Below are 23,922 nucleotides of genomic sequence, written 5' to 3'. Positions count from 1 at the left end.
CCGCCGCGGAGATGATCTCCGCGGCGGTTTTTTTTCGGGCCAGTCCGGCTTATTTCACTTCCACACCATGCGCCTGCTTGTCGGCGTGATAGGAAGAGCGCACCAGCGGACCGGAGGCGACATGCGAGAAGCCCATCTCGCGCGCCTTCTGACCGAGCCAGTCGAAGGTATCCGGGTGGACCCAACGATCGATCGGCAGGTGGCTGCGTGACGGCTGCATGTACTGCCCGAGGGTCAGCATGTCGACGCCGTGATTGCGCAGGTCCTGCATGACCTCGAGCACCTGCTCGTCAGTCTCGCCCACCCCCAGCATCAGACCGGATTTGGTCTTCACTTCCGGGCGACGCTCCTTGTAGCCCTTGAGCAGATCCAGCGACCACTGATAGTCGGCGCCCGGACGCACGCGGCGGTACAGGCTCGGCACGGTCTCCAGATTGTGGTTGAAGACATCCGGCGGTGTCTGCTCGAGCACGTCCAGCGCGACCTGCATGCGGCCACGGAAGTCCGGTACCAGCACTTCGATCTCGGTACCTTCACACTTCTCGCGGATCTCGCGGATGCACTCGGCAATGTGGTTGGAGCCACCGTCACGCAGGTCATCACGGTCAACGGAGGTCACGACGACGTAATTCAGGCGCATCTCGGCGATGGCTTCGGCCAGCTCGCGCGGCTCGTCGGCATTCAGCGCATTGGGACGACCGTGGGCCACGTCACAGAACGGGCAGCGACGGGTACAGATATCGCCCATGATCATGAAGGTCGCGGTGCCGCCGCTGAAGCACTCGCCCAGGTTCGGGCAGGAGGCTTCTTCACACACCGTGTGCAGGCCGTGCTTGCGCAGAGTCTGCTTGATGCGGCTCACCTCAGGGGAGGCAGGCATGCGCACGCGCAGCCAGTCCGGCTTCTTCGGCAAGGTCTCGGTGGGAATCACCTTGACCGGAATGCGAGCGACCTTCTCGGCGCCACGCAGCTTCACGCCACGCTCCTTGCGAGCAGGAGCAGCGGAGGGAGCGGGCTTCGGGGTAGCGGTGGTCTCGGTCATCAGTTCTGTCCTGCTGTTCGAGAAATGTCAGCCAGTGCCGCGGGCAGCCCGCTCACCGGAGTCAGGGTCACGTCCCCCAGGCTTGCGCCCAGACAACGCACCAGGCGGTCACGCTCAGCGGCAAGATCCACTGGCACGCGCGTCAGGTCGCGTAGCTGGGTCATCGCCATGCCGGCATAGCCGCAGGGATTGATGCGCCCGAAAGGCGCTAGGTCCATGTCCAGATTGATCGCCACGCCATGGAAACTGCATCCACGTCGGATGCGCAACCCCAGCGAGGCAATCTTGGCCTCTTCCATCGAGCGGCGCGGATCATCCATGCGCTGCGCCGATTTCTTCACGTAGACCCCCGGGGCATCGGGGCGTGGATACGCCTCGATGCCGTGCTCGGCCAACGCCGCCACCACCGTCTCTTCCAGCGCAGTGACCAGCTGACGGACACCGATGCCGCCACGCTTGACGTTGAGCAACGGGTAGAGCACCAGCTGGCCGGGGCCGTGATAGGTCACCTGGCCACCCCGGTCGGTCTGCACCACCGGGATGTCACCCGGCATCAGCAGATGTTCCGGCTTGCCAGCCTGTCCCTGGGTAAAGACGGGGGCGTGCTCCACTACCCACAGCTCATCCGGGGCCTCCGGCGAGCGGGTATCGGTGAAGTCACGCATCGCCGACCACACTTCCTCATACGGCAGCACGCCGAGGTGGTGGACGTGAATCGTGTTCATGCATGCGCTCCTGTGCTCATGGCGCAAGCCAGTGAAGTCGCTCGTCTCACGCGAACGTCACAATACCATGTGGATGCGACCGGTGGCCTTGAGGTCGCGGTGCAAGGCATCCAGCTGGTCGGTTCCGGTGGCTCGGATCACCACGCGGATGCTGCGATAGTTGCCGTTCTTGCTGTCCTGCCAGGTGATGGCCGTGGCGTCGAAGCCGGGCGCATGCACTTCCAGGACATTGCAGACCACTTCGACGAGATCTTCGGCGGCATTGCCGACGATCTTGAGGGAGAAATCGCAGGGGAATTCGATCTTGGGGGGTGTCTTCTCACCCGCTTTTGGCGTGTTGGCCATGGGAAAGCCCTTCCAGTGATTCTATTTCCGACCATTCTACTCAACAAAGGGCGATCCGTCAGCCGGATCGCCCTTCGTGAAAGACGCATCCCCGAGTTTCAGGGGCGCGTGGCGGGCACCGTCGCATCACCTTGCTCGCTGGCCAGGGCGGACGGCACCAGCCTCAGTTGAACAGGCCGTGGAAGAACAGCATCAGGGCGTCCCACAGACGCTTGAAGAGACCGCCCTGCTCGACTGATTCCAGGGCGACCAGCGGCTCTTCCGCCAGCACCTTGTCCTCGAGCTTGATCTGCAGGGTGCCGTACTGCTCGCCGACCTGCACCGGTGCCTTGATGGTGTCCTTCAGATCAAGACGGGCAGTCAGCTTGTCGGCCTGGCCACTCGGCAGGGTCAGATAGACTTCCTTGGCCATGCCAAGACGCACCTGATCCTTCTCGCCGCCCCAGACACGGGCCTGATTGAGCACGGCACCCTTGTCATAGAGCTTCTTGCTCTCGAAGTAGCGGAAGCCGTAGGTCAGGAGCTTCTGGGATTCCTGGGCACGCGCCTCTTCGGAGCTGGTGCCCATCACCACGCTGATCAGACGCGTGTCTTCCTTCTTGGCAGACGCCACCAGGCAGTAACCCGCTTCATCGGTATGACCGGTCTTCAGGCCGTCGACGTCCTTGTCACGCCACAGCAGCTTGTTGCGATTGGGCTGCTTGATGCCATTCCAGGTGAAGTACTTCTGGGAATAGATCTGATAGTGATCCGGATAGTCGCGGATGATGTGGCGCGCCAGAATCGCGAGATCATGTGCCGTGGAGTAGTGCTCCGCGTGCGGCAGACCGGTGGCGTTCATGTAATGGGTATTGTTCATGCCCAGACGCTTGGCGTGCTGGTTCATCAGGTCGGCGAAGGAGCCCTCGCTGCCGCCGATGTGCTCGGCAAGCGCGACGCTGGCGTCGTTGCCTGACTGGATGATCACGCCATGCAGCAGATCATCGACCGAGACACTGGTGCCCTCGCGGATGAACATGCGCGAGCCGCCGGTCTTCCAGGCGTTGACGCTGATACGCACGTTCTCGTCCGGCGTCAGCTTGCCGTCATCGATTTCATTCTCGACCAGATAGGCCGTCATCATCTTGGTCAGACTTGCCGGCGGCAGACGCTTGTCGGCATTGTGCTCGACCAGGATGCGACCGGAATTGGCATCCATCAGAATCCAGGAGGACGCGGCCAGTTGCGGCGCCGCCGGAATCAGGGTGTCGGCCTCGATGGCCCGGGCCGGCGTGGAGGTGACGCTGGTCAGCAGCGCGATACCGCTGGCCGCCATCAGCCCGGCAAGACGGCGCCGCAATGGAAGAAGTCTGGCTTTCAGGGACATGTTGAAATCTCTTTGACACTCATGCGTTAGCCGGGGCACAAGCCCCGGCCATGTTGCACCCTCGTGGGATGCATGATGGATGCGCCAGATCACCGCCGCTAGCGCGGTGCCTGTACGCTGAAGGCGCCGGAGAAGCCGGCATCGGCGATCGCGGACTTGAGCGACTCGATACGCACGCTTTCTTCAAGCGGGCCCACCTGCACCTTGTAAAGATTGCCACTGCCCAGCACTCGGACCGGGCGATCAAGCGCCGCGCTGACGCGCTTGCTGATGCGGTCTGCCGTTTGCAGGTCACTGACCGCCGCCACCTGCAGGAAGCTGGCATCAGCGCCGCTGGCCGTGGCGTCGGTCGCGCGCGCCGCAGAGGCTACCACGGGCTTGGCGGCAACGCTCGTGCTGGACGTCTTCGCCGCCACGGAATCGCCGGTTGCGCCCATTTCCTCAAGCCCTGCGATGCCCTGCTCGCGACGCACCGCCTGACTACGGGCCAGCAGGCGCTCGGACTCGGCCGTGCCCTGGGTCGGGCTCGGCCCCGGCCGCCAGGTGCTGGCATCCAGCGTCTCGACGCGCACATGACCGGTACCATGGCCAAGCATGTCGAGACGCCACGCCGCACTGTAGGACAGGTCAATCAGGCGATCATCATGGAAGGGCCCACGATCGTTGACCTTGACGATGACCTGCTTGCCGTTGTCCAGATTGGTGATTCGCGCGTAGGTCGGCAGCGGCAGCGACTTGTGGGCCGCCGTCATGGTGTACATGTCATAGATCTCGCCGCTGGCGGTGGCGTAGCCATGGAACTTCTTGCCATACCAGGAGGCGGTACCTTCCGCCACGTAGCCGCGCGGGTCATCCATCACATGATAGGTCTTGCCCCACACTTCATACTCGCTGCGGTTGCCGCTGCGCGTATAGGGCTCGGGCTTCGGCACGGCATCCGGCACCGCGGAGACGTCCGGCGCGTCGTCGGGATAGGCATCCGAATCCATCTCGTAACGCCCATTCTTGCCCGCCTTCTTGCCCGTGCTCGGCGAAGCACCGTCGCTGACCGTGGTGCCACCACTGCTGGCACAACCGGCCAGCAGGGCAAGCGCCAACGTCAACGGCAGCGCGCGTGACCAGCTCATCCGGCACCCCCATCCTCGAGACGGCGCTTGATCGCCTGGGACAGCTCATTCACGGCCATCGCATACAGATGGCTGTGGTTGTAGCGAGTGATGACGTAGAAGTTGTCATAGCCCACGGCGTAGCGATACCCCTGCTTGAGGTCCAGCGCCAGCGGGATGATCTGGGTATTGCCTGCCACGCCACCCGCGACCTCGACCCCTGCCGCCTCAAGTGCCGAGACGCTCATGTAGGGCTTCTTGGTCTTGTTGAAGGTGACGGAAGACGGCGGCGTACCGGGGCCATCGGCTGCGCTGACGACCGGTGCACCGGCCTTCCAGCCGTGACGGGCGAAATAGTTGCCGACACTGCCGATGGCATCGACGGGGTTGTGCCACAGGTCCCGCACGCCATCGCCATCGAAATCGACGGCATAGGCCTGATAGCTGGTGGGGATGAACTGCGGGTAGCCCATCGCACCGGCATAGGATCCCTTGATGGAGAGCGGGTCGATGCCCTGCTCCAACGTCAGCTGCAGGAAGGCGGACAGCTCACCACGGAAGAACTTGCCACGACGCGGATGATCGAAGGCCAGTGTGGAAAGTGAGTCGATCACGCGGTGGGTGCCGGTGTGCTTGCCGAAGAAGGTCTCGACGCCAATGATGGCGGCGATGACTTCCGGCGGCACGCCATATTCGGCCTGGGCGCGATCGAAGGTCTCGCGATGCTCGGCGATGAACTTCACGCCGGCCTCGATGCGAGATTCCTTCATGAAGATGGCGCGGTACTGGTCCCAGCGCAGGTGCCCTTCCGCCGGGCGCGACATGGCATCCAGCACTTTCTGGCTGTAATCGGCCTGATTCATCAGCTCGGTCACGCGAGCGCGATCCAGCCCCTTGGCCACCAGCTCATCCACCAGCTTGGCCGTCTCCGGGTGAGTTGCGGGAGCAAAGCCATCCGGCGCCGCCATGGCCGCCCCTGACATGCCCAGCAACGGCGCGATCATCAGGGCTGCGCCCCAGTGCTTCAGACGCCGCCCACGTGCGTTAATCACCGTCATCGACTCTCTCCTTGCCTGTCTGCGGGCGTCGGCCCGCGAATGTCCTTGCCATCCGGTAGCTGCAAAGGCCGCGTCAACGCGACAGCAGGCGCCGGTGGGTATGAATGCTCATGAGAATACCGAAGCCCGCCAGCAAGGTCACGCTGGAGGTCCCACCATAACTGACCAGCGGCAGTGGAACGCCCACCACCGGGAGAATGCCTGACACCATGCCGATGTTGACGAACACATAGACGAAGAAGGTCAGGATGATGGCTCCCCCTGTCAGGCGCGCGAAGCTGTCCTGACCATGGTTGGCCATCACCAGCCCGCGCAGCACGATCAACACGTAGAGGGCGAGGAAGAAACTCATGCCCAGAAGCCCCAGTTCCTCCCCGATCACCGCGACGATGAAGTCGGTATGCCGCTCAGGCAGAAATTCCAGCTGCGATTGGGTCCCCAGGGTATAGCCCTTGCCCAGCAAGCCTCCGGAGCCGATGGCGGTCTTGGACTGGATGATGTTCCAGCCGGCTCCCAGCGGGTCGGACTCCGGATTCAGGAAGGTCAGCACACGCCGGCGTTGATAGTCATGCATCACCATCCACAGAAGCGGCAGCGCCGAGGCGATCAACGCCCCGAAGAAGGCGATCAGTTTCCAGGAGAGTCCCGCCAGCAGGATGACGAAGACCCCGGCCGCCGCGACCAGCAGCGAGGTTCCCAGGTCCGGCTGCCGGGCGATCAGCAGCACCGGCGTGACGATGATCACCCCACAGATGACCAGATCGCGCCAGCGTGGCGGCAGCGGCCGCTGCCCCAGCCAGCAGGCGACCATCATCGGCATCGCCAGCTTCATGAGCTCCGACGGCTGGAAGCGCACGACGCCGGGAATCACCAGCCAGCGCTGGGCCCCCATCCCGACATCCCCCAGTACCTCCACCGCCACCAGCATCAGGAAACCGCCGCCATAGGCGACAGGTGCCCAGCGATACAGCGTGCTCGGAGAGAGCTGCGCAAGGCCGATCATGACCCCCAGCGCCAACGCCTGACGTGACGCCTGGCGCAGCGTGAAATCGATATCCTGACCGCTGGCGCTGTAGAGCACGATCAGACCGCACCCCAGCACGATCAGCAGCAACAGCAGCAACCAGGGGTCCAGATGGATCCGCTCCCACAGACTGGTGCGACGCCGGCGATTGAGCTCGCCTCCCACGCTGCGCATCGAGCGCTGATAATCAGTCGGCATCATTGACTCCTGCAGGGGTTTCGCTCTGCTCGGCCTGCGCCGCCGTCTCTTCCAGGGCCGCCGCCAGCGTCAGGGCGGCATCACGGGCGACAGGATCAATGCGCGGCAACAACCAGTAATCCGTGATGGCACGTGCCATGGGGCCGGCCACCGAGCTTCCGCCCTGACCGTTCTCCACCACCACGGACACGGCGATCTCGGGATTCTCGACCGGCGCGAACGCCGCAAACAGGGCATGGTCGCGCAGACGTTCCGCCAGCTCGTGACCGTTGTACTTCTGGTCCTGCCCCAGGGTGAAGACCTGCGCCGTACCGGACTTGCCGGCCATGCGATACTTGAGCCCGGGACCGACGTACTTGCGCGCCGTGCCCTCGCGGCCATTGACCACGTCCTCAAGCGCGCCGATGACCTCGTCCCACCAGGCCGGATTCTCCACCACCACGTCAGGCTTCTCTTCGCTGCGCGGCAACAGCACCGTCTCATCGCCGATGCGCTTGGCCAGATGAGGCGTCACATGCCGGCCACGATTGGCCAGCACCGCCTCAGCGGAGGCGAGCTGCAGGGGCGTCGTCAACCAGTAGCCCTGGCCGATCCCGATGGAGATGGTCTCGCCGGGATACCAGGGCTTGTCGTAGCGATTGCGCTTCCATTCCTTGGACGGCATCAACCCCGGCAAGGCACCCTGCACGTCCAGCGCGGTCTGCTCACCGAACCCGAACTTGTGCATGTACTCGCTGATGCGATCGATGCCCAGTCGATAGGCGACATTGTAGAAGTAGGTGTCATTGGAGACGGCGATACCGCGCCGCATGTTGACCCGTCCATGCCCCCAGCGCAGCCAGTTGCGATACTTGTGGCTGTCATTGGGCAGCTGGAAATACCCCGGGTCGAAGAAGGTGGTCTGCGGCGTGATGACGCCATTGTCCAGCCCCGCCAGCGACATGAAGGGCTTGACCGTCGAGGCAGGCGGATACTGTCCCCGTATCGCCCGATTGAACAGCGGCAGGTCGATGTCGGACTGCAACGCACGGTAACTCTTGACGCTGATGCCGGTGACGAACTCGTTGGAATCAAAGCCCGGCACCGAGGCCATGGCGAGGATCTCGCCGCTTTCCGGCTCGATGGCCACGATCGCCCCACGGCGCCCCTTGAGCAGTCGATAGGCCAGATCCTGCAGGCCACGGTCGATGGTCAGCGTCAAGTCCTTGCCGGGCTGCGGGTCGATACGCGACAGCTCACGCAGCACGCGGCCGCGCGCATTGGTTTCCACCTTGCGCAGCCCGGCCTGACCATGCAGCGCCTCTTCATAGAAGCGCTCGATCCCGGTCTTGCCGATGAAGTGCGTTCCCGAATAGTTGCCCTTGTCGAGGGTCTTGAGCTCCGCCTGATTGATGCGCCCGACATAGCCCAGCGTATGCGAGAGCGGCTTGGCATCCGGGTAGTAACGCAGCAGCTGGGCCTCGACCTCGACACCCGGCAGGCGATAGCGATTGACCGCCAGACGCGCGATCTGCTCCTGGCTCAGCTCACTCATCAACAGGGCTGGCTGATAGGGGCGCTGTCGCTGACGCGAGCGTTCCTTGAAGTCTTCGATTTCATCAGGGGGGAGATCGAGAATCTCGACCAGACGCTCAAGCGTCGTCTCCAGATCACCGGCGCGTTCGCGCACGATGGTCAGGTTGTAATTGGGGCGATTCTCGGCAAGCAGACGACCGTTGCGGTCATAGATCAGGCCGCGCGTCGGCGGCAGGGGTTCGACACGCACACGGTTCTTGTCCGAGCGCGTGGTATAGATATCGTGTTCCACGACCTGAAGAAAGACCAGCCGTGCCAGCAGGCAACCGGCCAGCACCAGCACCAGGCCGGCGGCCACGATACTGCGAAGGCGAAAGATCCGCACTTCCTGTTGGGGATTCTTGATCGTCGCCCGGCGTTGGCGCATGGCGGGTCTCGCAACTCGTGTCTTGTCGCAAGCGGCAGGCGCTTAACGGTGATAAGGATGCCCGACCAGCAGTGTCCAGGCGCGGTAGAGCTGCTCCGCCAATACGATGCGCACCAGCGGGTGCGGCAGGGTCAGCGCGGAGAGCGACCAGCGCTGATCCGCGCGGGCCAGCAGGCGTGGATCGAGCCCGTCAGGACCGCCGATCAGGATGGCCACATCGCGACCGCCCAGGCGCCAGTCATCGGCGTGCTGAGCCAGCTGCTCCGTGCTCCACGACTTCCCTAGGACATCAAGGGCGACAACATGTTCATTTCCCTTGAGTTTTTCGAGCATCCGATCACCTTCACTGGCCATGGCACGGGCAATGTCCGCGTTCTTGCCACGGTTTCCGGGCGCCAGTTCGATGAATTCGAGGGAAAAGTCTCTTGGCATGCGCTTGAGATATTCCCGGCTACCCTTCTCCACCCAGTCAGGCATCTTCTGCCCGACCGCCAGTACTCGGATCTTCATGTCCTGTCCCGTGTCGTCAGTGGCCAACGGGCATGCCCGCTGACCCTCTCCTTCCGTCCAACCACCACGGGCCCGCCCTGTCAGCATGCTGCCCGCAACCGGCGCCGGTAGCACCGCCGTGCCGCATCACTCCGCCTCTTGAGGCAGGCAACAGCGGAATCAGCTGCGCTGTTCGAACTCTTCGCTCGTCTCGCGGGGCAGATCGCTCCACAGGCGCTCGAGGTCATACAGGGCACGGGTTTCGGCCAGCATGACGTGGACGACGACATCGCCCAGATCCAGCAACACCCAGTCGGAACCGTTGTCGCCTTCGCAACCCAGCGGCTTGACGCCGGCTTCTTTCACCGTGACCTGCACATTGTTGGCCAGAGCGGCGATATGACGGCTGGAAGTCCCCGTCGCGATCACCATGACATCGGTGACGCTGGTCAGCTTGGAGACATCGATCTCGCTGATTTCCTGGGCCTTGAGGTCGTCAAGGGCGTCGATCACCAGGTTTTTAAGAGCTTCGGTCTGCATGATTCCTCGGAAGTTTGTTCGGCAGGGGGCGCATTCTACCCGTTGGTGATGCGCTCGCCTATGGGCATCGTCAATCTACGCGTCACGAACCCTCACACACAGGGCGGGCAGTAAAGCGACCGGGCCTCGATATGGCGGATGACCGTCTCGGGCAGCAGGTAGCGCACGCTATCCCCCAGCGCAAGCCGCTCGCGTACGAAGGTCGCGCTGATCGCCATGCGGGTCGGCAATGACAACCGCAGCAACAGGCCGCCGGGACGCGCCATCAGCTCGGCCACCGTCTGCACTTCCCGCCCCTCGATCAAGGCCTTCAACGCCTCTGGCAGAGGAGCATCATGATCAGGGCGTTCGATCACCACGACATGGGCATCATCGAACAATCGCTCGGCGGCATGCCATTCGCCAAGCTTGAGAAAGGCATCATGGCCGATGGCCATCACCAGCCGCGCCTGAGGACCATATTCGCCGCGCAGGCTCGCCAGGGTGTCGGCACTGTAGGACGGCCCATCCCGGAAAAGCTCGCGGGCGTCCGCCTTGAGCCCCGGCTCACCGGCAATCGCGGCCTCCAGCATGGCCAGACGCTCCTCGCTGCTCACCCCGGGTGCGGCACGATGTGGCGGCTGATGGCAGGGAATCATCAACACATGATCCAGGCCCAGCGCCTCACGCAGTTCGATGGCGCTGCGAAGGTGCCCGTGGTGTACCGGGTCGAAGGTGCCCCCGAGCATCGCCACCCGGGGGACCGGCCCGAGACAGCCCTCGAAGCCGGGCTGTGGCTTCTCGTCAGGCAGAGTGTCGCAGGCCTCCCCACCCGGCTGTGCAGCGGGTTCGCGCTGCGCGGCGTCGCCGTCGACATTCAGCGGGCGCTGGCTATCGTCCAGCGCCCGTGGCGATGCGCTGACCGAGGAAGGGTCTGGAGATCTCACTGACGAATCTGCCCATCGCCGAACACGACATACTTGCGTGTGGTGAGCCCTTCCAGCCCCACGGGCCCGCGAGCGTGCAGCTTGTCGGTGGAAATGCCGATCTCGGCACCCAATCCGTATTCGGAGCCATCGGCAAAGCGGGTGGAGGCATTGACCATCACGGAGCTGGAATCCACTTCGGCCATGAACCGACGCGCCAGCGCATAGTTGTCGGTGATGATGGCTTCGGTATGCCCGGAGCTGTGACGCTCGATATGCGCCATCGCCGCTTCCACGCCCTCGACGACCCGAATCGCCAGAATCGGTGCCAGATACTCGGTATCCCAGTCCTGATCCGTGGCGGCCACGGCCTCGGACAGGATGTCACAGGTGCGTTCACAGCCACGAATCTCGACCTCATGGACCGCCAGACGCTCGGCGATGCGCGGCAGCACCTCGGCCGCGACAGCCGCATCCACAAGCAGGGTCTCCATGGTGTTGCAGGTACCGTAACGGTGTGTCTTGGCGTTCTCGGCGATGCTCACCGCCATGTCGAGATCTGCCGTGGCGTCGATATAGACGTGGCAGATACCGTCGAGATGCTTGATGACCGGCACGCGCGCCTCATTGGTGATGCGCTCGACCAGACTCTTGCCCCCACGCGGGATGATGACATCGACGTACTCGGACATCGCGATCAGACGGCCCACCGCGGCACGGTCCGTGGTGGCCACCACCTGCACCGCCGTCGCCGGCAGCCCGGCCGCCACCAGCGCCTCGCGGATGATCTCACCCAGCGCACGGTTGCTGGACGCCGCTTCTGAACCACCACGCAGGATGCAGGCATTGCCGGACTTGAGGCACAGGCTGGCGGCCTCGATGGTGACGTTGGGCCGTGATTCGAAGATGATGCCGATCACGCCCAGTGGCACACGCATGTGACCGACCTGGATGCCGCTGGGACGATATTTCAGGCCATCGATCTCACCGACCGGGTCCGGCAGGGCCGCGACCTGCTCGAGCCCCTCGATCATGGCGTCGATACGCGCCGGCGTGAGGGCGAGGCGGTCGACCATCGCTTCCGACAGGCCATTGTCTCGCGCTCGCGTCAGGTCATCGGCGTTGGCGGCGGTCAGTGACTCGCGGCGCTCGTCGATCAGTCGTGCCATGATCTGCAGCGCCCGGTTCTTGAGGCCGCTGTCGACACGACGCATCACCACGCTCGCTGCGCGGGCATCGCCGCCCAGACCGTTCATGTAAGCCACGACGTCCGTGGTGTCGTGCTTGCCCAGCTCGCTCATGTGCCTTGTCTCATTCGTAGAAAGATGTAGGAAAGTGCCTTCCGCCCGCTCTGGCGCCTGTAGATCAGCCGAGGGAGGGGCGAAGCGAAAGCGCCGGATCACCTCGACACTTCGGAAAATCATGGTTTGGGGTATGCTGGCCCGTATCAGCGCCTGGCAGAGCCGGGACAGGCAGGCGGCATCACGCTCGCACATCCTGTCATGGCATGGCTCAATGCGCTGCGCCCCATCCGACCGGGGAGTCTGGTCGGATTCATGTCATCCACGGGAAAGGTGCCAATATAAGTCACCATGGAGATCAAGTTCAAAGTCCGGGTCAGTCAGTTCATCTGTCTGCTCGGCTCTGTGCTGTTGCTGCTGGAAGCGGCGCGCCAGATCAGCCTCGCCCTGACCATCACTGGACTGCTGCTGGCCATCGGCGGCACCTTGCTGCTGGTGGTCTCCCTGGCGCACGAACTCTTCACGCTGGGCTGGTTCCGGACCACGGCCATGCTCAGCGTGGCGGTGATCATGGCGCTGCTGGTGCTGCTGGCACCCGAGCAGCACATGATGTGGCTATGGGGGTTTGCCGTGCTGCTGCTCTATCCGCGCCCCGCGTGGCTGGCGCCGGCCTGCGCCATCATCGGGCTGATCACCACCTGGCTGGCACTCACGCCGCTGGGCAGTGACTGGCTGAGCCTTGGCATCGGCATCACGGCCACCTTGATGGCGCTGGGCGCCATCGCCGGGCAGCGTCAGCAGGAGGTCTGGCGTCAGCTGGAACGGCGCGGTCGCCGTGACGCGAATCGTGCCATCTGGTCACAATACCAGCTGCTCCGGGATCTGCCGCGGGAAATTTCCCGGGCAGATCGTGAAGGCATCCACATCGAGCTGATCCTGCTGGAGCCAGCCACGCCCACCCGCCTCACGCGTCGCCGTCTGCTGAATACGCTGGACAGCGCGGCGCTGCCCCATGAGACACGCTATCAGCTTGACGACGGCTGCCTGGCGTTGCTGTTGGTGGCACGCAGCGAACACGCCGCCAACCTGCGGCGTCGGCAGCTCATGGAGCATCTCGCCATGCCAGTGCGGGCGCGGGTCCAGCCGCTGAACGATACCGAGGCCGACCATCTCGACCTGCAGGCGGCGAGCGCCAACCTCAGCGAGGAGCGCGAGCCGATCACTCACCTGCCCGCACTCCCCTCCCGAAAGGCGGCACTCGCCGACACCCCCCAGGCGGAGGCTGAAGACTGATGTCCTCGTCAACGACGGCCACGCGCGCCAGAGAGCGCCGCCGGCTGGCCAATCGCAAGACCCTGATCATGCTGCTGGCGACCCTGGTGCTGGCCACCTACGCGCTCTGGCGTTATCTGGTCGGGGACTACTCCCACATCCTGACACCGGTGCTGGCCACCTTGCTGATGGGGATCGCGACCGCTCTGCACCTCCTGGATGAAGAGCAGCCGCTTCCCGCCTATCTGGCGCTGATCGGCGGTTATCTGATGCTGGCGCTGGAGGCTCCCAGCGCGCACATCGGAATGTCGCTGTGGCTGGGATTGCCGAGCATCCTGACGCTGCTGCTGCTGCCATTGGCGCCGGCGATGCTCTTGAACGTGGTACTGGCCCCGCTGTGGCTATGGCTGCTGGGTCAGCCGGATGACAACTTCGGCGAGGTACTGCGCTATGTCTGCCTGCTGCTGGTCGCCAGCCAGCCCTTCGTGATCAACAACCTGCAGTCAGGTGTCATGCGCATGACCGCCAGCGAGGAAGTCGAGTGCAATGCCTACAATGCGCGCACCGGCCAGCAGCGGCTGACCAGCGAGGCCGCACGCGCCAGTGCGCTGGAGCAGCCGTTGAGCATCCTGGTCATCTACCTGCCGCAGCTGGAGATGCTCGGTGAGCAATTCGGGGAAGACCGCCGTATCGAGTGTCTCTCCTCGGCCTGCGATGTCATGCAGGGCATCTCGCGTCAGGGCGATCTGCTGTGTCGCAGTGACAAGGCCACGTTCTGGCTAATGCTCCCCAATACCGGCGAGGCCGGCGCCCTGATCATGCGTGAACGCCTGACGGCCGCCCTGGCGGCGACGACACAGCCCGAGACCGGCTCGATCATCGCTCACGCTCGTCTCGTCAACTACAAGGCGGGCGACACGGTACAGAAACTCGAACAACGCCTGCTGGCCGCCCAACTCACCCTGATGGACCTCAATGAATGAGCAACACCCTTGCCACACTGACTCACTGGCTGGACCCCGCTTCCCTGATGGCCACGCTGAGCGAGCACCCCGTGGCGCTGATTGTCATCATCGGCTTCATCTCCCTGCTCGAATCCCTCGCCATCGTCGGCCTGCTGGTCCCCGGTGTGGTCATGCTGACGGCCGGCGCCTCGCTGGCGGGGCATCTTGAGCTTTCCCTGCCACTGGTGCTGCTTTCCGGTGCGCTGGGGGCCGTGATCGGCGATGGCGTGAGCTTCTGGCTCGGCGTCCATCATCGGGATCAGTTACCGCAGCGCTGGCCCTTCTCGCGCCACCCCGAATGGATCGAACACGGTCAGCGCTTCTTCCATCGCCACGGCAGCTGGTCGATCGCCTTCGGGCGTTTCGTCGGCCCGGTACGCCCGATCATCCCGCTGGTCGCGGGCATGCTGGACATGCCGGCCTCGCGCTTCTTCATGGTCAATGGTCTCTCGGCACTGGCGTGGTCTCCCGCCTATCTGCTGCCGGGCTACCTGCTGGGCCAGACCTGGCAATCGCTGTTCACGCTGCCACCGGGCGCCAACGGCCTGCTGATCGGCCTGGCCAGCGGCCTGATCGCCTGCGCCTTTGCCTTCTCATTTCTGCGCCGCCAGCTGGGCCGCGAAGGCCGCCTCTATCACTGGCTGGCGCGCCGCATGCGTCGCTCGGCATCCGGCCGTCGCCTGTGGTGGCAGCTGCGCCACCCCGACCCGGAAGGCGAGTTCCCGCTGGCCTCGATGGCACTGCTGGTCTTTGCCGTCATCAGCGTGCCCGCGATGAGTCTGGCGGCACTCGCTCACCCCGGGCCCTGGCAGATCGACATCGTTGCGGCCTCGCTCGCCGACAGACTCCACACCCTGCTGCCCGAGAACCTTCTGCACCAGGCCAGCCTGTGGCTGTCGCAGCTCGGCGATGGCACGGGGCTCGCGGCACTCGTGGCGCCCTGGCTCGTGTGGCTGGCACTCACGCGCCGCCATGCGATATGGATCCATCTGAGCGCCGCCTGGGTCGGCATCGCCTGCGCCAATACCGTGCTCAAGTATCTGATCCAGCGCCCCCGTCCGGACACTCCCGCCTTTCTCGAGGGCTCGATGTCGTTCCCCAGTGCCCACACGGCCGGTGCCGTCGCGGTATTCGGCCTGGCAGCCGCCTTCATCGCCGAACGGCAACCCTCTCCACGCCGACGCTGGATCTACTGGAGCGCCATCATCGCCTGTAGCGTGATCGGGCTGTCTCGCATCTTCCTCGGCGTGCACTATCTGAGCGATATCCTGGGCGGCGCCTGTCTGGGACTGCTGGCGTGTGCTCTGGTGCGCATCAGCTACCCTGCCTTCGTCCAGCAACCCTGCCCCTCGCCGGCCGCCCCCGTGGTGTGGTTGAGCCTGGCGAGTCTGGGTCTGCTGACGGCGCGCCTGCTGTGGCTGCCGCTCTAGCCCGTCATTCACGATCGACCCTCAAGGTGATCGCTGCACGTCATCACCACCGCCACCTTCGCCTTCTGCCCAAGAGGATACCCATGCCCGGTCCTGCCGCTCCCCCTGCCAACCAGCCCCAGGCGCTCATGTCGATTCATCTCGGCATCGCGCTGCTCGGCGGCACGGCGCTGTTCTCGAAGGGCCTGCCACTCTCGGCGCTCGACATCACCACTTGGCGCAGCCTGCTGGCCGGCCTGTTCCTTCTGTGGATTGCACGGCTGAAGTGGCAGGTCTCGCTGCGCCTGAGCGGCCGCGACTGGGCGCTGATGGGCGTGGCCGCGGCGCTGATGGCCGCTCACTGGGTCAGCTACTTCCACGCGATGCAGGTCTCGTCCGTGGCCACCGGCATGCTGGCACTGTTCACCTATCCCATCTTCATCGTGCTGCTGGAACCCTGGGTGGAGGGCACGCGCCTGAAAGCCGGGGATCTGGCGGCAGCGGGGCTGGTGTGCATCGGCGTCTGGCTACTGGTTCCCGGCGGCGACAGCAGCGCGCAGGGCGATAGCCTGGCGGGAGTGTTGTGGGGCGTGTTCTCGGGCCTGCTGTTCGCGGCGCGCAATCTGCTGGTGCGCTACCGTCTCAGCCATCTCAACCCGGTGCTGTCGATGAGCCTGCAGGCGCTGGGCGTGGTGGTGCTGACATTGCCGTTCGCCTCCGGCGAGATCATGGACGCAAGCCCGGGAACAGGCATCGCCATGCTGGTACTGGCCGTCGTGTTCACGGCCACCCCCCATGCCCTGATGACCTTCGCCCTGGGTGGCCTCAGGGCCAAGACCGTCGGAATGATCGGCTGTCTGCAGCCGGTGTATGGGGTGCTGCTTGCCTGGTTGATTCTCGGCGAGGCCCCCACCTGGATGACGCTGGTGGGCGGCAGTTTCATCGTGGCGGCGGCAGCACTGGAGACCCTGCGACGCAATTGACTCGCACACCACCGTTGAGACAGCTGCCGGCGTTGCGCCAGCCGCCCCGGTTGATCCCGTCGTCGCGGTTGCTTCAGCCGGCGAACACACGAAGGCCCGCCATTGGCGGGCCTTCGTGTGTTCGGGGTGTGTCGGTCAGCGCCTTGGCATGCCGAGGTCAGCCGGTGGCGAGCCAGATACCCACCCCGACCATCAGGGTCCCCGCGACCCGGTTCATGAGCCGCACGCGCGAACCACGACCGAGCCAGCGCGCCAGTCCACTGCCGCCACCGGCATACAGCATCAGACAGCTGAATTCGAGCGTGAGAATGATACCCACCAGCGCCACCAGCTGTGGCGTCATCGGCAGGCTCGCGTCCAGAAACGGTGGCAGCAGCGCGATGAAGAACGCCCAGCCCTTGGGATTGGCGATGGCGGTGACGAAGCCCTGTGCCGCCAATGTCCGCCGCGAGGCTCGTGGTGCAGCACTGGCCTCGCCCACGGCCCCCAGTGCCAGGCGCCCCCGCGAGCGCCACATCTGGATGCCGAGCCACACCAGATAGGCGCCCCCGGCCAGCTTGAAGGCCGAGAACACCAGCGGATAGCGCAGCATGATGGTCGCGACCCCGATCACGGCCGAGACCGCCACCAGCCCGACCCCCAGCAGCTCGCCCACCATCATCCACAGGGTGCGGCGCACCCCTTGCGTCATCCCCAGGGTCATGGCCAGCGTCATGCACATGCCCGGTGTCAGCGACACCAGAAAGAAGGTCGGCACGAACACCGACAACAATGACCAATTCAGCATTCCCTGCTCTCCCTGCACAATCCGATGATCAAGATGGCGACACTAGTCACCACTGACATGCCCTTCGCCCCAGCGCGGCATCAGCGCATGCGCGATTCCCAGCTGATTGAGAATGCGCGCGACGATGAAGTCGATCATGTCATCGAGTGTCTGCGGGCGGTGATAGAAGCCGGGGGCGGCGGGCAGGATGACGGCCCCCATGCGCGTCAGGCTCAGCATGTGTTCGAGATGGATCGCCGAGAACGGCGTCTCGCGCGGCACCAGGATCAGCGTGCGACGCTCCTTGAGGGCGACGTCGGCGGCGCGTTCGATCAGATTGTTGCTGGCGCCGGTCGCGATGGACGAGAGCGAGCCGGTGGAACATGGACATACCACCATGGCACTCGGCGCGCCGGAGCCGGACGCCACGGGCGCCATCCAGTCCTCGCGGCCGAAGCAGCGAATCTGACCGGGCCTGGCGGCGTAGCGCTGGGTGAGCACCTCGGTGAGGCGAGCCGGACGCGCCGGCAGTTCTTCATCGGTCTCGGTGGCGATCACCATGTGGGCGGCCTTGGAGACCATCACCATCACCTCATGACCCGCCGCGACCAGGCATTCGATCAGCCGCAGGCCGTACTGGGCACCCGAGGCCCCGGTCAGCGCGACGGTGACCGCTGACTTGAACTCCCCTTCGGGGGCTTTCGCTTGCTGGCTCATGCCTCACCTTCCCGTGCTGCCAGTGCACTCAACAGACGTTCGTGGATACCGCCGAAGCCGCCATTGGACATCACCACCACCCAGTCGCCGGCGCGGGAGTCATTGGCGATCTTGGCGATCAGGGCGTCGAGGTCCTGCTCGACATCGGCTTCAACGCCGAGGGCACGACACTCGCAGACCGTCTCGTCCAGTGACCAGCCCAGTGTCGGGCCCGCGAACCAGCTGACCCGATCCGCTGCGGTGACCGCTGCCGGCAGGCGCGCCTTCATGGTGCCAAGCTTCATGGTGTTGGAACGCGGCTCGATCACTGCCCACAGACGACCGCCCTGCCCTTCGGCCGCCACGCCCGGCGCCAGGCCCTCAAGCGTGGTGGCGATGGCGGTCGGGTGGTGCGCGAAGTCATCGATGACCTTGACGCCCGCTACCTCACCGCGCAGCTCCTGCCGGCGTCTGGGCGGCGCGAAGCGAGCGAGCGCCTGCAGCGCCGCCTCGACACTCACGCCGCACTCGACGGCAGCGGCCACCGCGGCACAGGCATTGGCTACGTTGTGGCGTCCGCGCATCGCCCACTGGCACTCGACGAAGCGGTCCGCCTCGCCGGACACGGCGGCCGGCGCCGCCAGCGCGAAGTGGCTGCCATCGGCACTGATCAGACGATAGCGCCAGTCGCCACCGGCGTTCTCGATACCGCTCTCATCGCCGAAGCGCGTCACCGGCGTCCAGCAGCCTTGATCCAGCACGCGTTCCAGCGCCTCGGCACCGGCGACGGCGTCCGCCGCGACCACCAGCTTGCCGCCGGCCGGCACGGTGCGCACCAGATGGTGGAACTGACGTTCGATGGCGGCGAGATCCGGGAAGATGTCGGCGTGGTCGAACTCGAGATTGTTGAGCACGGCGATGCGCGGTCGGTAATGCACGAACTTGGAGCGCTTGTCGAAGAAGGCCGTGTCGTACTCATCGGCCTCGACCACGAAGGGCGCCTGCGGGTCGCCGATACGCGCGGAATCCCCCAGCTGCGGCGGCACGCCACCGATCAGGTAGCCCGGCGCGAGACCCGCACATTCGAGAATCCAGGCGGTCATGGTCGCGGTGGTGGTCTTGCCGTGGGTGCCGGCGATGGCGATCACCGGACGACCGGTCAACACCTCGTCACACAGCCATTGCGGGCCGGAGGTATAGGCCAGCCCGCGCTCGAGCAGCGCCTCGACTTCAGGATTGCCGCGCGAGACGGCATTGCCGACCACCGTGAGCTCTGGCGCGGGCTCGAGATTGTCGGCGGCATACCCTTCCATCAGGGTGATACCGGCCTCGGCCAGCTGTGTGCTCATGGGCGGATAGACATTGGCATCGCTGCCGGTGACGCGATGGCCGCGCGCACGCGCAAGCAGTGCCAGAGAGCCCATGAAGGTACCGCAAATACCGATGACGTGAAGGTGCATCTGTTTCTCCAATCCGGAAGCCCGAGCAGCCTAGCATGCCCGCCAGGCGGCGAGTAGCACGGGCGTGTCGGGGCAGAACGACAGACACGTGGCATCCGGGCGTCGTGCAGGGGTCATGTCTTTCGGATATGATGCGGCGGGTAAGCGCCAGCCCGTTCAAGACCATGACAAGGAAGCAGAGACGAGAAGCCCATGCCCCAGCACAATGCCTTCTACGCCCAGTCCGGTGGCGTTACCGCCGTCATTAATGCCAGCGCCTGTGGCGTGATCGAAGCCGTGCGTGAACACGGCGACCAGATCGGCAAGCTCTACGCCGGTCACAACGGCATCATCGGCGCCCTGACCGAAGATCTGATCGATGTCAGCCAGGAAAGCGACGAGAACATCGCCGCCTTGCGCCACACCCCGGGCGGTGCCTTCGGCTCCTGCCGTTACAAGCTCAAGAGCATCGAGGATCACCGTACCCAGTACGAGCGTCTGATCGAGGTGTTCAAGGCCCACGATATCCGCTACTTCTTCTACAACGGTGGCGGCGACAGCGCCGATACCTGCCTGAAGGTCTCCCAGCTGGCCGAGACCATGGGCTACCCGATCCAGGCCATCCACGTGCCCAAGACCGTGGACAACGACCTGCCGATCACCGACAACTCGCCGGGCTTCGGCAGCGTGGCCAAGTACATCGCCACCTCCACCCGCGAGGCCGGCCTCGACATCGCCTCCATGTGCGCCACTTCCACCAAGGTGTTCATCCTTGAGGTCATGGGACGTCACGCTGGCTGGATCGCCGCCGCCGGTGCCCTGGCTGGCGAAGATGCCACCCAGCCGCCGCACATCGTGGTCTTCCCGGAAGTCGCCTTCCACCGCAAGGACTTCATGGCGCGTGTCGACCAGTGCGTCAAGGACCACGGCTACTGCGTGGTGGTGGTCTCCGAAGGTGCCCGCTACGAAGACGGCACCTTCCTGGCCGATGCCGGCAACACCGATGCCTTCGGCCACCGTCAGCTGGGCGGCGTGGCGCCGACCCTGGCCGGTATGGTCAAGCAGGACCTCGGCTACAAGTATCACTGGGCCGTGGCCGATTATCTGCAGCGCGCGGCACGCCACATCGCCTCGAAGACCGACGTCGAGCAGGCGTACGCCACGGGTCGTGCTGCCGTGGAAATGGCCCTGGCCGGCAAGAACGCCGTGATGCCGGCGATCCGTCGCCTCGGCGATGGCGCTGACTACGCCTGGGACATCATCGAGGCACCGCTGGAGCAGATCGCCAACCATGAGAAGTTCATGCCGCTAGAGTTCATCAGCGAAGACGGCTTCTACATCACTGACGCCTGCCGCCAGTACCTGTCACCGCTGATCCAGGGCGAGGACTTCCCGCCCTTCGTCAATGGTCTGCCGGCGGTCGCCCGCCTCACGCTGGCCAAGGTCGAGAAGAAGCTCACGCCGTTCTCGATCTGATCGATCGCGCTGCCCGTTTTCCCGGGCAGCGCTGTGCCACCGCCGTTGCGGCACCCATGAGAAAGCCCCGCACAGATCACTGTGCGGGGCTTTCTCGTTCATGACGCGAGGCTGCTCTCGACAACCGCACGCCACCGACACACGCAGGGCTATTTGAGCAACCAGGACAGCACCAGCAGCAACAGCAGGATGCCGGCGACGCCCTGCCAGAAATTGGCTGGTTCGCGCATGGCCTCGGATGGCGTGATGGCCTTGCCGGGGTCCTGCTGTGGCAGGCGCAGTGCATAGAGCAGCTCCGACAGACGTCGGAAGCGCAAGGTGCGCTGAGGGTCCAGCGCACGCCTCAGGGCATCGTCCAGCATCTGGGGAACCTGCGGATTGCGCATGCGTGCCGGCTGATACTCCAGCAGCTCGAGGTCCGTCTGGGTGCGCAGCTGATCCATCGACTGAGCGTAGGGCTGCATGCCGGTCAGCAGCCAGTAGATCACCGACGCCAGCCCGTACTGATCGCTGCGGCGACTGACCTCGGCCCCCAGCGCATATTCCGGCGCACTGTGCTCGGTCAGCCCGACCTGGCGCACCAGGGGACCGGCACTCTCGTGCCCATCCCCTTCGCGCAGATGACAGGCCCCGAAGTCCACCAGCACTACCTTGCCGTGACGGTCGATCATCACGTTGTCGGGGTGGATCAACTGATGCAGCACTTCACGCCGATTGAGTGCGTGGACCGCCTTGCCCAGCTGGCGAGCGATATCCAGGCGCTGCTCGAGATTGGCCTGGGGATGCTGGCGCGCCCAGTCGGTCAGCGTCTGCGCCTCCAGATGCTCGAGCAGATAGTAGAGGTGATCCCGCGGGCGCGAGGGTTCCACCACCTTGACGACGAAGGGCGAGTTGACGCGATCCACCACCCACTGCTGGAGCAGGAAGTGCTCGAGATAGGCGTTCTTGAGCGAGAGCTCCGGACTCGGCGCCTTCATCACCATCACGCGCCGGCTCTTGAGATCCCGGACCTTGTAGACGCGCACCCGCGCACTGCGTGACATCACCTCCAGCACTTCCAGCCCATCGATGCGATCCCCCGGCTCCAGCTCGCGCGGCACCGGCAGATCCCCATAGATGCGCCCCGGCGTGTCCTCGCTGGCACTGGCCAGGCGATCGATACGCACCAGCTGGAAGCAGAACTGATCCGCGGTATAGCCACGTTCGTCGGCACGGTCCGCCGCGGCATGCGCGAGACGCTCGCTGGCGGCGTCCAGATCCGAGACATCATCACGAATCAGTGACACGAAGTCCGAGGGCAGCAAGGTGCCGCGCACCGCCTGGGTGGTCAGCAGGAAGATGTCGCCCTGCTTGAGCGGCAATTCGATGTAATCGATGTCGAGACTGACATCCATGCCCAGAGCCCGTGAGGGATAGCGATAACCGCCCAGGTCCGTGACATGATCACGCGAGATCTGTTCGAACTCGCCACCACGCAGACGGAACACCACGGTATCGCCGGCATGGAACAGATGCGCCGACTGGCCACGGAAGATGACCGCGGAAATCGAGGTGACGTAACTGCCGCCACGCACGAAGCGACTCTGGCTGTAGCACCAGCTGTTCAGCGCTCGCAGCACACGAGTCGCGGAATACTTGACACTCCAGTTGTCGGGCGTGGCGAAGTAGTCGGCCAGAAAGCCACGCACGGCCAGATCGCCCGCCTGCTTGGCGATGGCGTTCTTGCTGGTGGTATCCGCGATCAACGCACAGCCGCCCTTGGTCGCCAGCGGGCCACGCTCGACAGGAATTTCCAGCGACATCGAGCTGCGGTGGCGCTTGCGGTCCGGTGCCACGAAGGCCTGACCATAACTGAGTGAAAGCTCTGCATCCGCCAAGGCGGTCTCCTTGCATGTCTGTCCTGCGGTGACGACCCTGCTGGTGCATGCCGGCCACGACAGGCCTCGTCACAGTGTCTGCACGGCACCGCGAGTCGCGCGGCGATCCTTGAACAACGGGCACACCATCGGCCAGAGTGTCGATGGATGGCCTCCACATGGGCTCGCGCGCTGCCAAGTGTTACCCGAGTCAGCCTGCAGTGCCACCACTCGTTGGTGCAACGCAAGGCGATCGAGCGTGGCATAATGGCAAAACGGTCTGCCAGTTCGTATAATTCAGCGGAATTTTGACCCGCAGGCCTTCAACCCGCAAACCCAAGGACTCGACAATGAGTTTCGACAAGATCCCCGCTGGCAAGGAATTGCCGAACGACGTCTACGTAGCGATCGAGATTCCGGCCAATCACGCGCCGATCAAGTACGAGATCGACAAGGACATCGATGCACTCATGGTGGATCGTTTCATGGCCACTCCGATGTTCTACCCGGCCAACTACGGTTACATCCCGAACACCCTGGCTGACGATGGCGATGCCCTCGACGCGCTGGTCGTGACTCCGTATCCGGTCGCGCCGGGCAGTGTCATCCGTGCGCGTCCGGTCGGCGTGCTCAACATGAGCGACGAAGCTGGCGAAGACGCCAAGCTGGTCTGCGTACCGCACCAGAAGCTGACCTCCCTGTACGACGACGTCCAGGAAGTCACTGATCTGCCGGAACTGCTGCGTCAGCAGATCGCGCACTTCTTCGAGAACTACAAGGATCTCGAGAAGGGCAAGTGGGTCAAGATCGATTCCTGGGACGGCGCTGATGCCGCGCGTGCCGCGATCGAGAAGGCAGCAGCTGCCTACCAGAAGGACTGATCCTTCCCGTGACGGTCGCCAACTGACCCTCATTTGCTGACCGCTCATGAAAAAGCCCCCGTCATTGACGGGGGCTTTTCGTTTTCTGGGCTCAGCCCGATCCAGCTCAGGCTGACGAGACTAGCGGGACATGACCTCAGTCAGGGTCCGCCAGCCTCG

At 64.5% G+C, this 23,922-nt stretch carries 22 protein-coding genes; 6 read left to right on the top strand and 16 right to left on the bottom strand.

The genetic code is table 11. The annotated features are described in order from the left end of the window. Positions 1-49: 49 nt before the first annotated feature. From lipA to AC26AR_RS04110, 12 genes are all read right to left on the bottom strand, one after another. The gene (lipA, locus tag AC26AR_RS04165) at positions 50-1,042 is read right to left on the bottom strand and encodes a lipoyl synthase (protein WP_077371936.1); all 993 of its coding nucleotides are present in this window, start codon (positions 1,040-1,042) and stop codon (positions 50-52) included. Beyond that, positions 1,042-1,767, bottom strand: a complete 726-nt coding sequence (gene lipB, locus AC26AR_RS04160; RefSeq protein ID WP_488107594.1) for a lipoyl(octanoyl) transferase LipB — start codon at positions 1,765-1,767, stop codon at positions 1,042-1,044. Before lipB ends, lipA begins: the two co-directional genes overlap by 1 nt. Before the next feature lie 57 nt (positions 1,768-1,824). Continuing rightward, positions 1,825-2,112, bottom strand: coding sequence for an HP0495 family protein (locus tag AC26AR_RS04155; protein WP_077371930.1), 288 nt, complete (start codon positions 2,110-2,112; stop codon positions 1,825-1,827). A gap of 163 nt (positions 2,113-2,275) precedes the next feature. After that, positions 2,276-3,478: a D-alanyl-D-alanine carboxypeptidase family protein gene (locus tag AC26AR_RS04150; RefSeq protein WP_084209159.1), complete on the bottom strand. Its 1,203-nt coding sequence runs from the start codon at positions 3,476-3,478 to the stop codon at positions 2,276-2,278. Between the two features lie 98 nt (positions 3,479-3,576). Further along, complete coding sequence (locus AC26AR_RS04145; RefSeq protein WP_488107593.1) at positions 3,577-4,605, bottom strand: septal ring lytic transglycosylase RlpA family protein; 1,029 nt, start codon at positions 4,603-4,605, stop codon at positions 3,577-3,579. Next, positions 4,602-5,642, bottom strand: a complete 1,041-nt coding sequence (gene mltB, locus AC26AR_RS04140) for a lytic murein transglycosylase B (protein ID WP_077371920.1) — start codon at positions 5,640-5,642, stop codon at positions 4,602-4,604. The genes AC26AR_RS04145 and mltB overlap by 4 nt, the downstream gene beginning before the upstream one ends. 73 nt (positions 5,643-5,715) lie before the next feature. Next, a complete protein-coding gene (rodA, locus tag AC26AR_RS04135) occupies positions 5,716-6,867 on the bottom strand; it encodes a rod shape-determining protein RodA (protein WP_371861119.1) in 1,152 nt (383 codons plus the stop codon). Next, entirely contained in the window at positions 6,854-8,806 is a 1,953-nt protein-coding gene (gene mrdA / locus AC26AR_RS04130; protein ID WP_084209161.1) for a penicillin-binding protein 2, read from the bottom strand. Before mrdA ends, rodA begins: the two co-directional genes overlap by 14 nt. A 42-nt stretch (positions 8,807-8,848) precedes the next feature. Next, positions 8,849-9,316, bottom strand: a complete 468-nt coding sequence (rlmH, locus tag AC26AR_RS04125) for a 23S rRNA (pseudouridine(1915)-N(3))-methyltransferase RlmH (RefSeq protein WP_077371912.1) — start codon at positions 9,314-9,316, stop codon at positions 8,849-8,851. A 159-nt stretch (positions 9,317-9,475) separates the two neighbouring features. Next, positions 9,476-9,835, bottom strand: a complete 360-nt coding sequence (gene rsfS / locus AC26AR_RS04120) for a ribosome silencing factor (protein WP_077371908.1) — start codon at positions 9,833-9,835, stop codon at positions 9,476-9,478. 92 nt (positions 9,836-9,927) lie between these two features. After that, positions 9,928-10,563: a nicotinate-nucleotide adenylyltransferase gene (nadD, locus tag AC26AR_RS04115; RefSeq protein ID WP_488107884.1), complete on the bottom strand. Its 636-nt coding sequence runs from the start codon at positions 10,561-10,563 to the stop codon at positions 9,928-9,930. A gap of 194 nt (positions 10,564-10,757) precedes the next feature. Further along, positions 10,758-12,041: a glutamate-5-semialdehyde dehydrogenase gene (locus AC26AR_RS04110; protein WP_488107592.1), complete on the bottom strand. Its 1,284-nt coding sequence runs from the start codon at positions 12,039-12,041 to the stop codon at positions 10,758-10,760. Between the two features lie 291 nt (positions 12,042-12,332). Between AC26AR_RS04110 and AC26AR_RS04105 the strand changes: the two genes are divergently transcribed. From AC26AR_RS04105 to AC26AR_RS04090, 4 genes are all read left to right on the top strand, one after another. Beyond that, the gene (locus AC26AR_RS04105; protein WP_136938287.1) at positions 12,333-13,274 is read left to right on the top strand and encodes a hypothetical protein; all 942 of its coding nucleotides are present in this window, start codon (positions 12,333-12,335) and stop codon (positions 13,272-13,274) included. Beyond that, positions 13,274-14,236 (top strand): diguanylate cyclase domain-containing protein, encoded by a 963-nt coding sequence (locus tag AC26AR_RS04100; RefSeq protein ID WP_077371896.1) that lies wholly within the window; start codon positions 13,274-13,276, stop codon positions 14,234-14,236. Before AC26AR_RS04105 ends, AC26AR_RS04100 begins: the two co-directional genes overlap by 1 nt. Further along, the gene (locus tag AC26AR_RS04095; protein WP_488107591.1) at positions 14,233-15,687 is read left to right on the top strand and encodes a bifunctional DedA family/phosphatase PAP2 family protein; all 1,455 of its coding nucleotides are present in this window, start codon (positions 14,233-14,235) and stop codon (positions 15,685-15,687) included. The genes AC26AR_RS04100 and AC26AR_RS04095 overlap by 4 nt, the downstream gene beginning before the upstream one ends. Positions 15,688-15,770: 83 nt before the next feature. Then, entirely contained in the window at positions 15,771-16,649 is an 879-nt protein-coding gene (locus tag AC26AR_RS04090; RefSeq protein WP_136938289.1) for a DMT family transporter, read from the top strand. A 157-nt stretch (positions 16,650-16,806) separates the two neighbouring features. Here the strand turns inward: AC26AR_RS04090 and AC26AR_RS04085 are convergent, their stop codons facing one another. The 3 genes from AC26AR_RS04085 to mpl are packed head-to-tail and all read right to left on the bottom strand — an operon-like array spanning position 16,807 to position 19,571. Next, positions 16,807-17,436: a LysE family translocator gene (locus AC26AR_RS04085; protein WP_077371890.1), complete on the bottom strand. Its 630-nt coding sequence runs from the start codon at positions 17,434-17,436 to the stop codon at positions 16,807-16,809. Between the two features lie 42 nt (positions 17,437-17,478). Then, a complete protein-coding gene (locus tag AC26AR_RS04080; protein WP_077371887.1) occupies positions 17,479-18,132 on the bottom strand; it encodes a flavin prenyltransferase UbiX in 654 nt (217 codons plus the stop codon). After that, the gene (gene mpl, locus AC26AR_RS04075; RefSeq protein ID WP_488107590.1) at positions 18,129-19,571 is read right to left on the bottom strand and encodes a UDP-N-acetylmuramate:L-alanyl-gamma-D-glutamyl-meso-diaminopimelate ligase; all 1,443 of its coding nucleotides are present in this window, start codon (positions 19,569-19,571) and stop codon (positions 18,129-18,131) included. The genes AC26AR_RS04080 and mpl overlap by 4 nt, the downstream gene beginning before the upstream one ends. A 192-nt stretch (positions 19,572-19,763) precedes the next feature. On the opposite strand from mpl, the gene AC26AR_RS04070 reads away from it, so the two are divergent. Then, complete coding sequence (locus AC26AR_RS04070) at positions 19,764-21,026, top strand: 6-phosphofructokinase (RefSeq protein ID WP_077371881.1); 1,263 nt, start codon at positions 19,764-19,766, stop codon at positions 21,024-21,026. Positions 21,027-21,175: 149 nt separating this feature from the next. Here the strand turns inward: AC26AR_RS04070 and AC26AR_RS04065 are convergent, their stop codons facing one another. Beyond that, positions 21,176-22,903 carry a bifunctional protein-serine/threonine kinase/phosphatase gene (locus AC26AR_RS04065; RefSeq protein ID WP_077371878.1) on the bottom strand — a complete coding sequence of 576 codons (1,728 nt, stop codon included), beginning with the start codon at positions 22,901-22,903 and terminating at the stop codon, positions 21,176-21,178. A gap of 329 nt (positions 22,904-23,232) precedes the next feature. On the opposite strand from AC26AR_RS04065, the gene ppa reads away from it, so the two are divergent. Next, positions 23,233-23,763: an inorganic diphosphatase gene (gene ppa, locus AC26AR_RS04060; RefSeq protein WP_043331979.1), complete on the top strand. Its 531-nt coding sequence runs from the start codon at positions 23,233-23,235 to the stop codon at positions 23,761-23,763. Positions 23,764-23,922: the final 159 nt, after the last annotated feature.

Source organism: Cobetia sp. PS-4MA, from assembly GCF_057670765.1.
Note: the sequence above shows the minus strand (reverse complement) of the source record. Positions and strands in the feature narration are given on the sequence as shown.

What these genes read in the sequence shown, in the direction of transcription:
- mltB (WP_077371920.1), bottom strand. Translation starts at nt 5,642, where the DNA reads ATGACGGTGATTAACGCACGTGGGCGGCGTCTGAAGCACTGGGGCGCA.
- lipB (WP_488107594.1), bottom strand. Translation starts at nt 1,767, where the DNA reads ATGAACACGATTCACGTCCACCACCTCGGCGTGCTGCCGTATGAGGAA.
- rodA (WP_371861119.1), bottom strand. Translation starts at nt 6,867, where the DNA reads ATGATGCCGACTGATTATCAGCGCTCGATGCGCAGCGTGGGAGGCGAG.
- AC26AR_RS04105 (WP_136938287.1), top strand. Translation starts at nt 12,333, where the DNA reads ATGGAGATCAAGTTCAAAGTCCGGGTCAGTCAGTTCATCTGTCTGCTC.
- AC26AR_RS04110 (WP_488107592.1), bottom strand. Translation starts at nt 12,041, where the DNA reads ATGAGCGAGCTGGGCAAGCACGACACCACGGACGTCGTGGCTTACATG.
- AC26AR_RS04070 (WP_077371881.1), top strand. Translation starts at nt 19,764, where the DNA reads ATGCCCCAGCACAATGCCTTCTACGCCCAGTCCGGTGGCGTTACCGCC.
- AC26AR_RS04100 (WP_077371896.1), top strand. Translation starts at nt 13,274, where the DNA reads ATGTCCTCGTCAACGACGGCCACGCGCGCCAGAGAGCGCCGCCGGCTG.
- nadD (WP_488107884.1), bottom strand. Translation starts at nt 10,563, where the DNA reads ATGCTCGGGGGCACCTTCGACCCGGTACACCACGGGCACCTTCGCAGC.
- mrdA (WP_084209161.1), bottom strand. Translation starts at nt 8,806, where the DNA reads ATGCGCCAACGCCGGGCGACGATCAAGAATCCCCAACAGGAAGTGCGG.
- rlmH (WP_077371912.1), bottom strand. Translation starts at nt 9,316, where the DNA reads ATGAAGATCCGAGTACTGGCGGTCGGGCAGAAGATGCCTGACTGGGTG.
- rsfS (WP_077371908.1), bottom strand. Translation starts at nt 9,835, where the DNA reads ATGCAGACCGAAGCTCTTAAAAACCTGGTGATCGACGCCCTTGACGAC.
- lipA (WP_077371936.1), bottom strand. Translation starts at nt 1,042, where the DNA reads ATGACCGAGACCACCGCTACCCCGAAGCCCGCTCCCTCCGCTGCTCCT.
- AC26AR_RS04080 (WP_077371887.1), bottom strand. Translation starts at nt 18,132, where the DNA reads ATGAGCCAGCAAGCGAAAGCCCCCGAAGGGGAGTTCAAGTCAGCGGTC.
- AC26AR_RS04145 (WP_488107593.1), bottom strand. Translation starts at nt 4,605, where the DNA reads ATGAGCTGGTCACGCGCGCTGCCGTTGACGTTGGCGCTTGCCCTGCTG.
- AC26AR_RS04085 (WP_077371890.1), bottom strand. Translation starts at nt 17,436, where the DNA reads ATGCTGAATTGGTCATTGTTGTCGGTGTTCGTGCCGACCTTCTTTCTG.
- AC26AR_RS04150 (WP_084209159.1), bottom strand. Translation starts at nt 3,478, where the DNA reads ATGTCCCTGAAAGCCAGACTTCTTCCATTGCGGCGCCGTCTTGCCGGG.
- mpl (WP_488107590.1), bottom strand. Translation starts at nt 19,571, where the DNA reads ATGCACCTTCACGTCATCGGTATTTGCGGTACCTTCATGGGCTCTCTG.
- AC26AR_RS04155 (WP_077371930.1), bottom strand. Translation starts at nt 2,112, where the DNA reads ATGGCCAACACGCCAAAAGCGGGTGAGAAGACACCCCCCAAGATCGAA.
- ppa (WP_043331979.1), top strand. Translation starts at nt 23,233, where the DNA reads ATGAGTTTCGACAAGATCCCCGCTGGCAAGGAATTGCCGAACGACGTC.
- AC26AR_RS04090 (WP_136938289.1), top strand. Translation starts at nt 15,771, where the DNA reads ATGCCCGGTCCTGCCGCTCCCCCTGCCAACCAGCCCCAGGCGCTCATG.
- AC26AR_RS04095 (WP_488107591.1), top strand. Translation starts at nt 14,233, where the DNA reads ATGAGCAACACCCTTGCCACACTGACTCACTGGCTGGACCCCGCTTCC.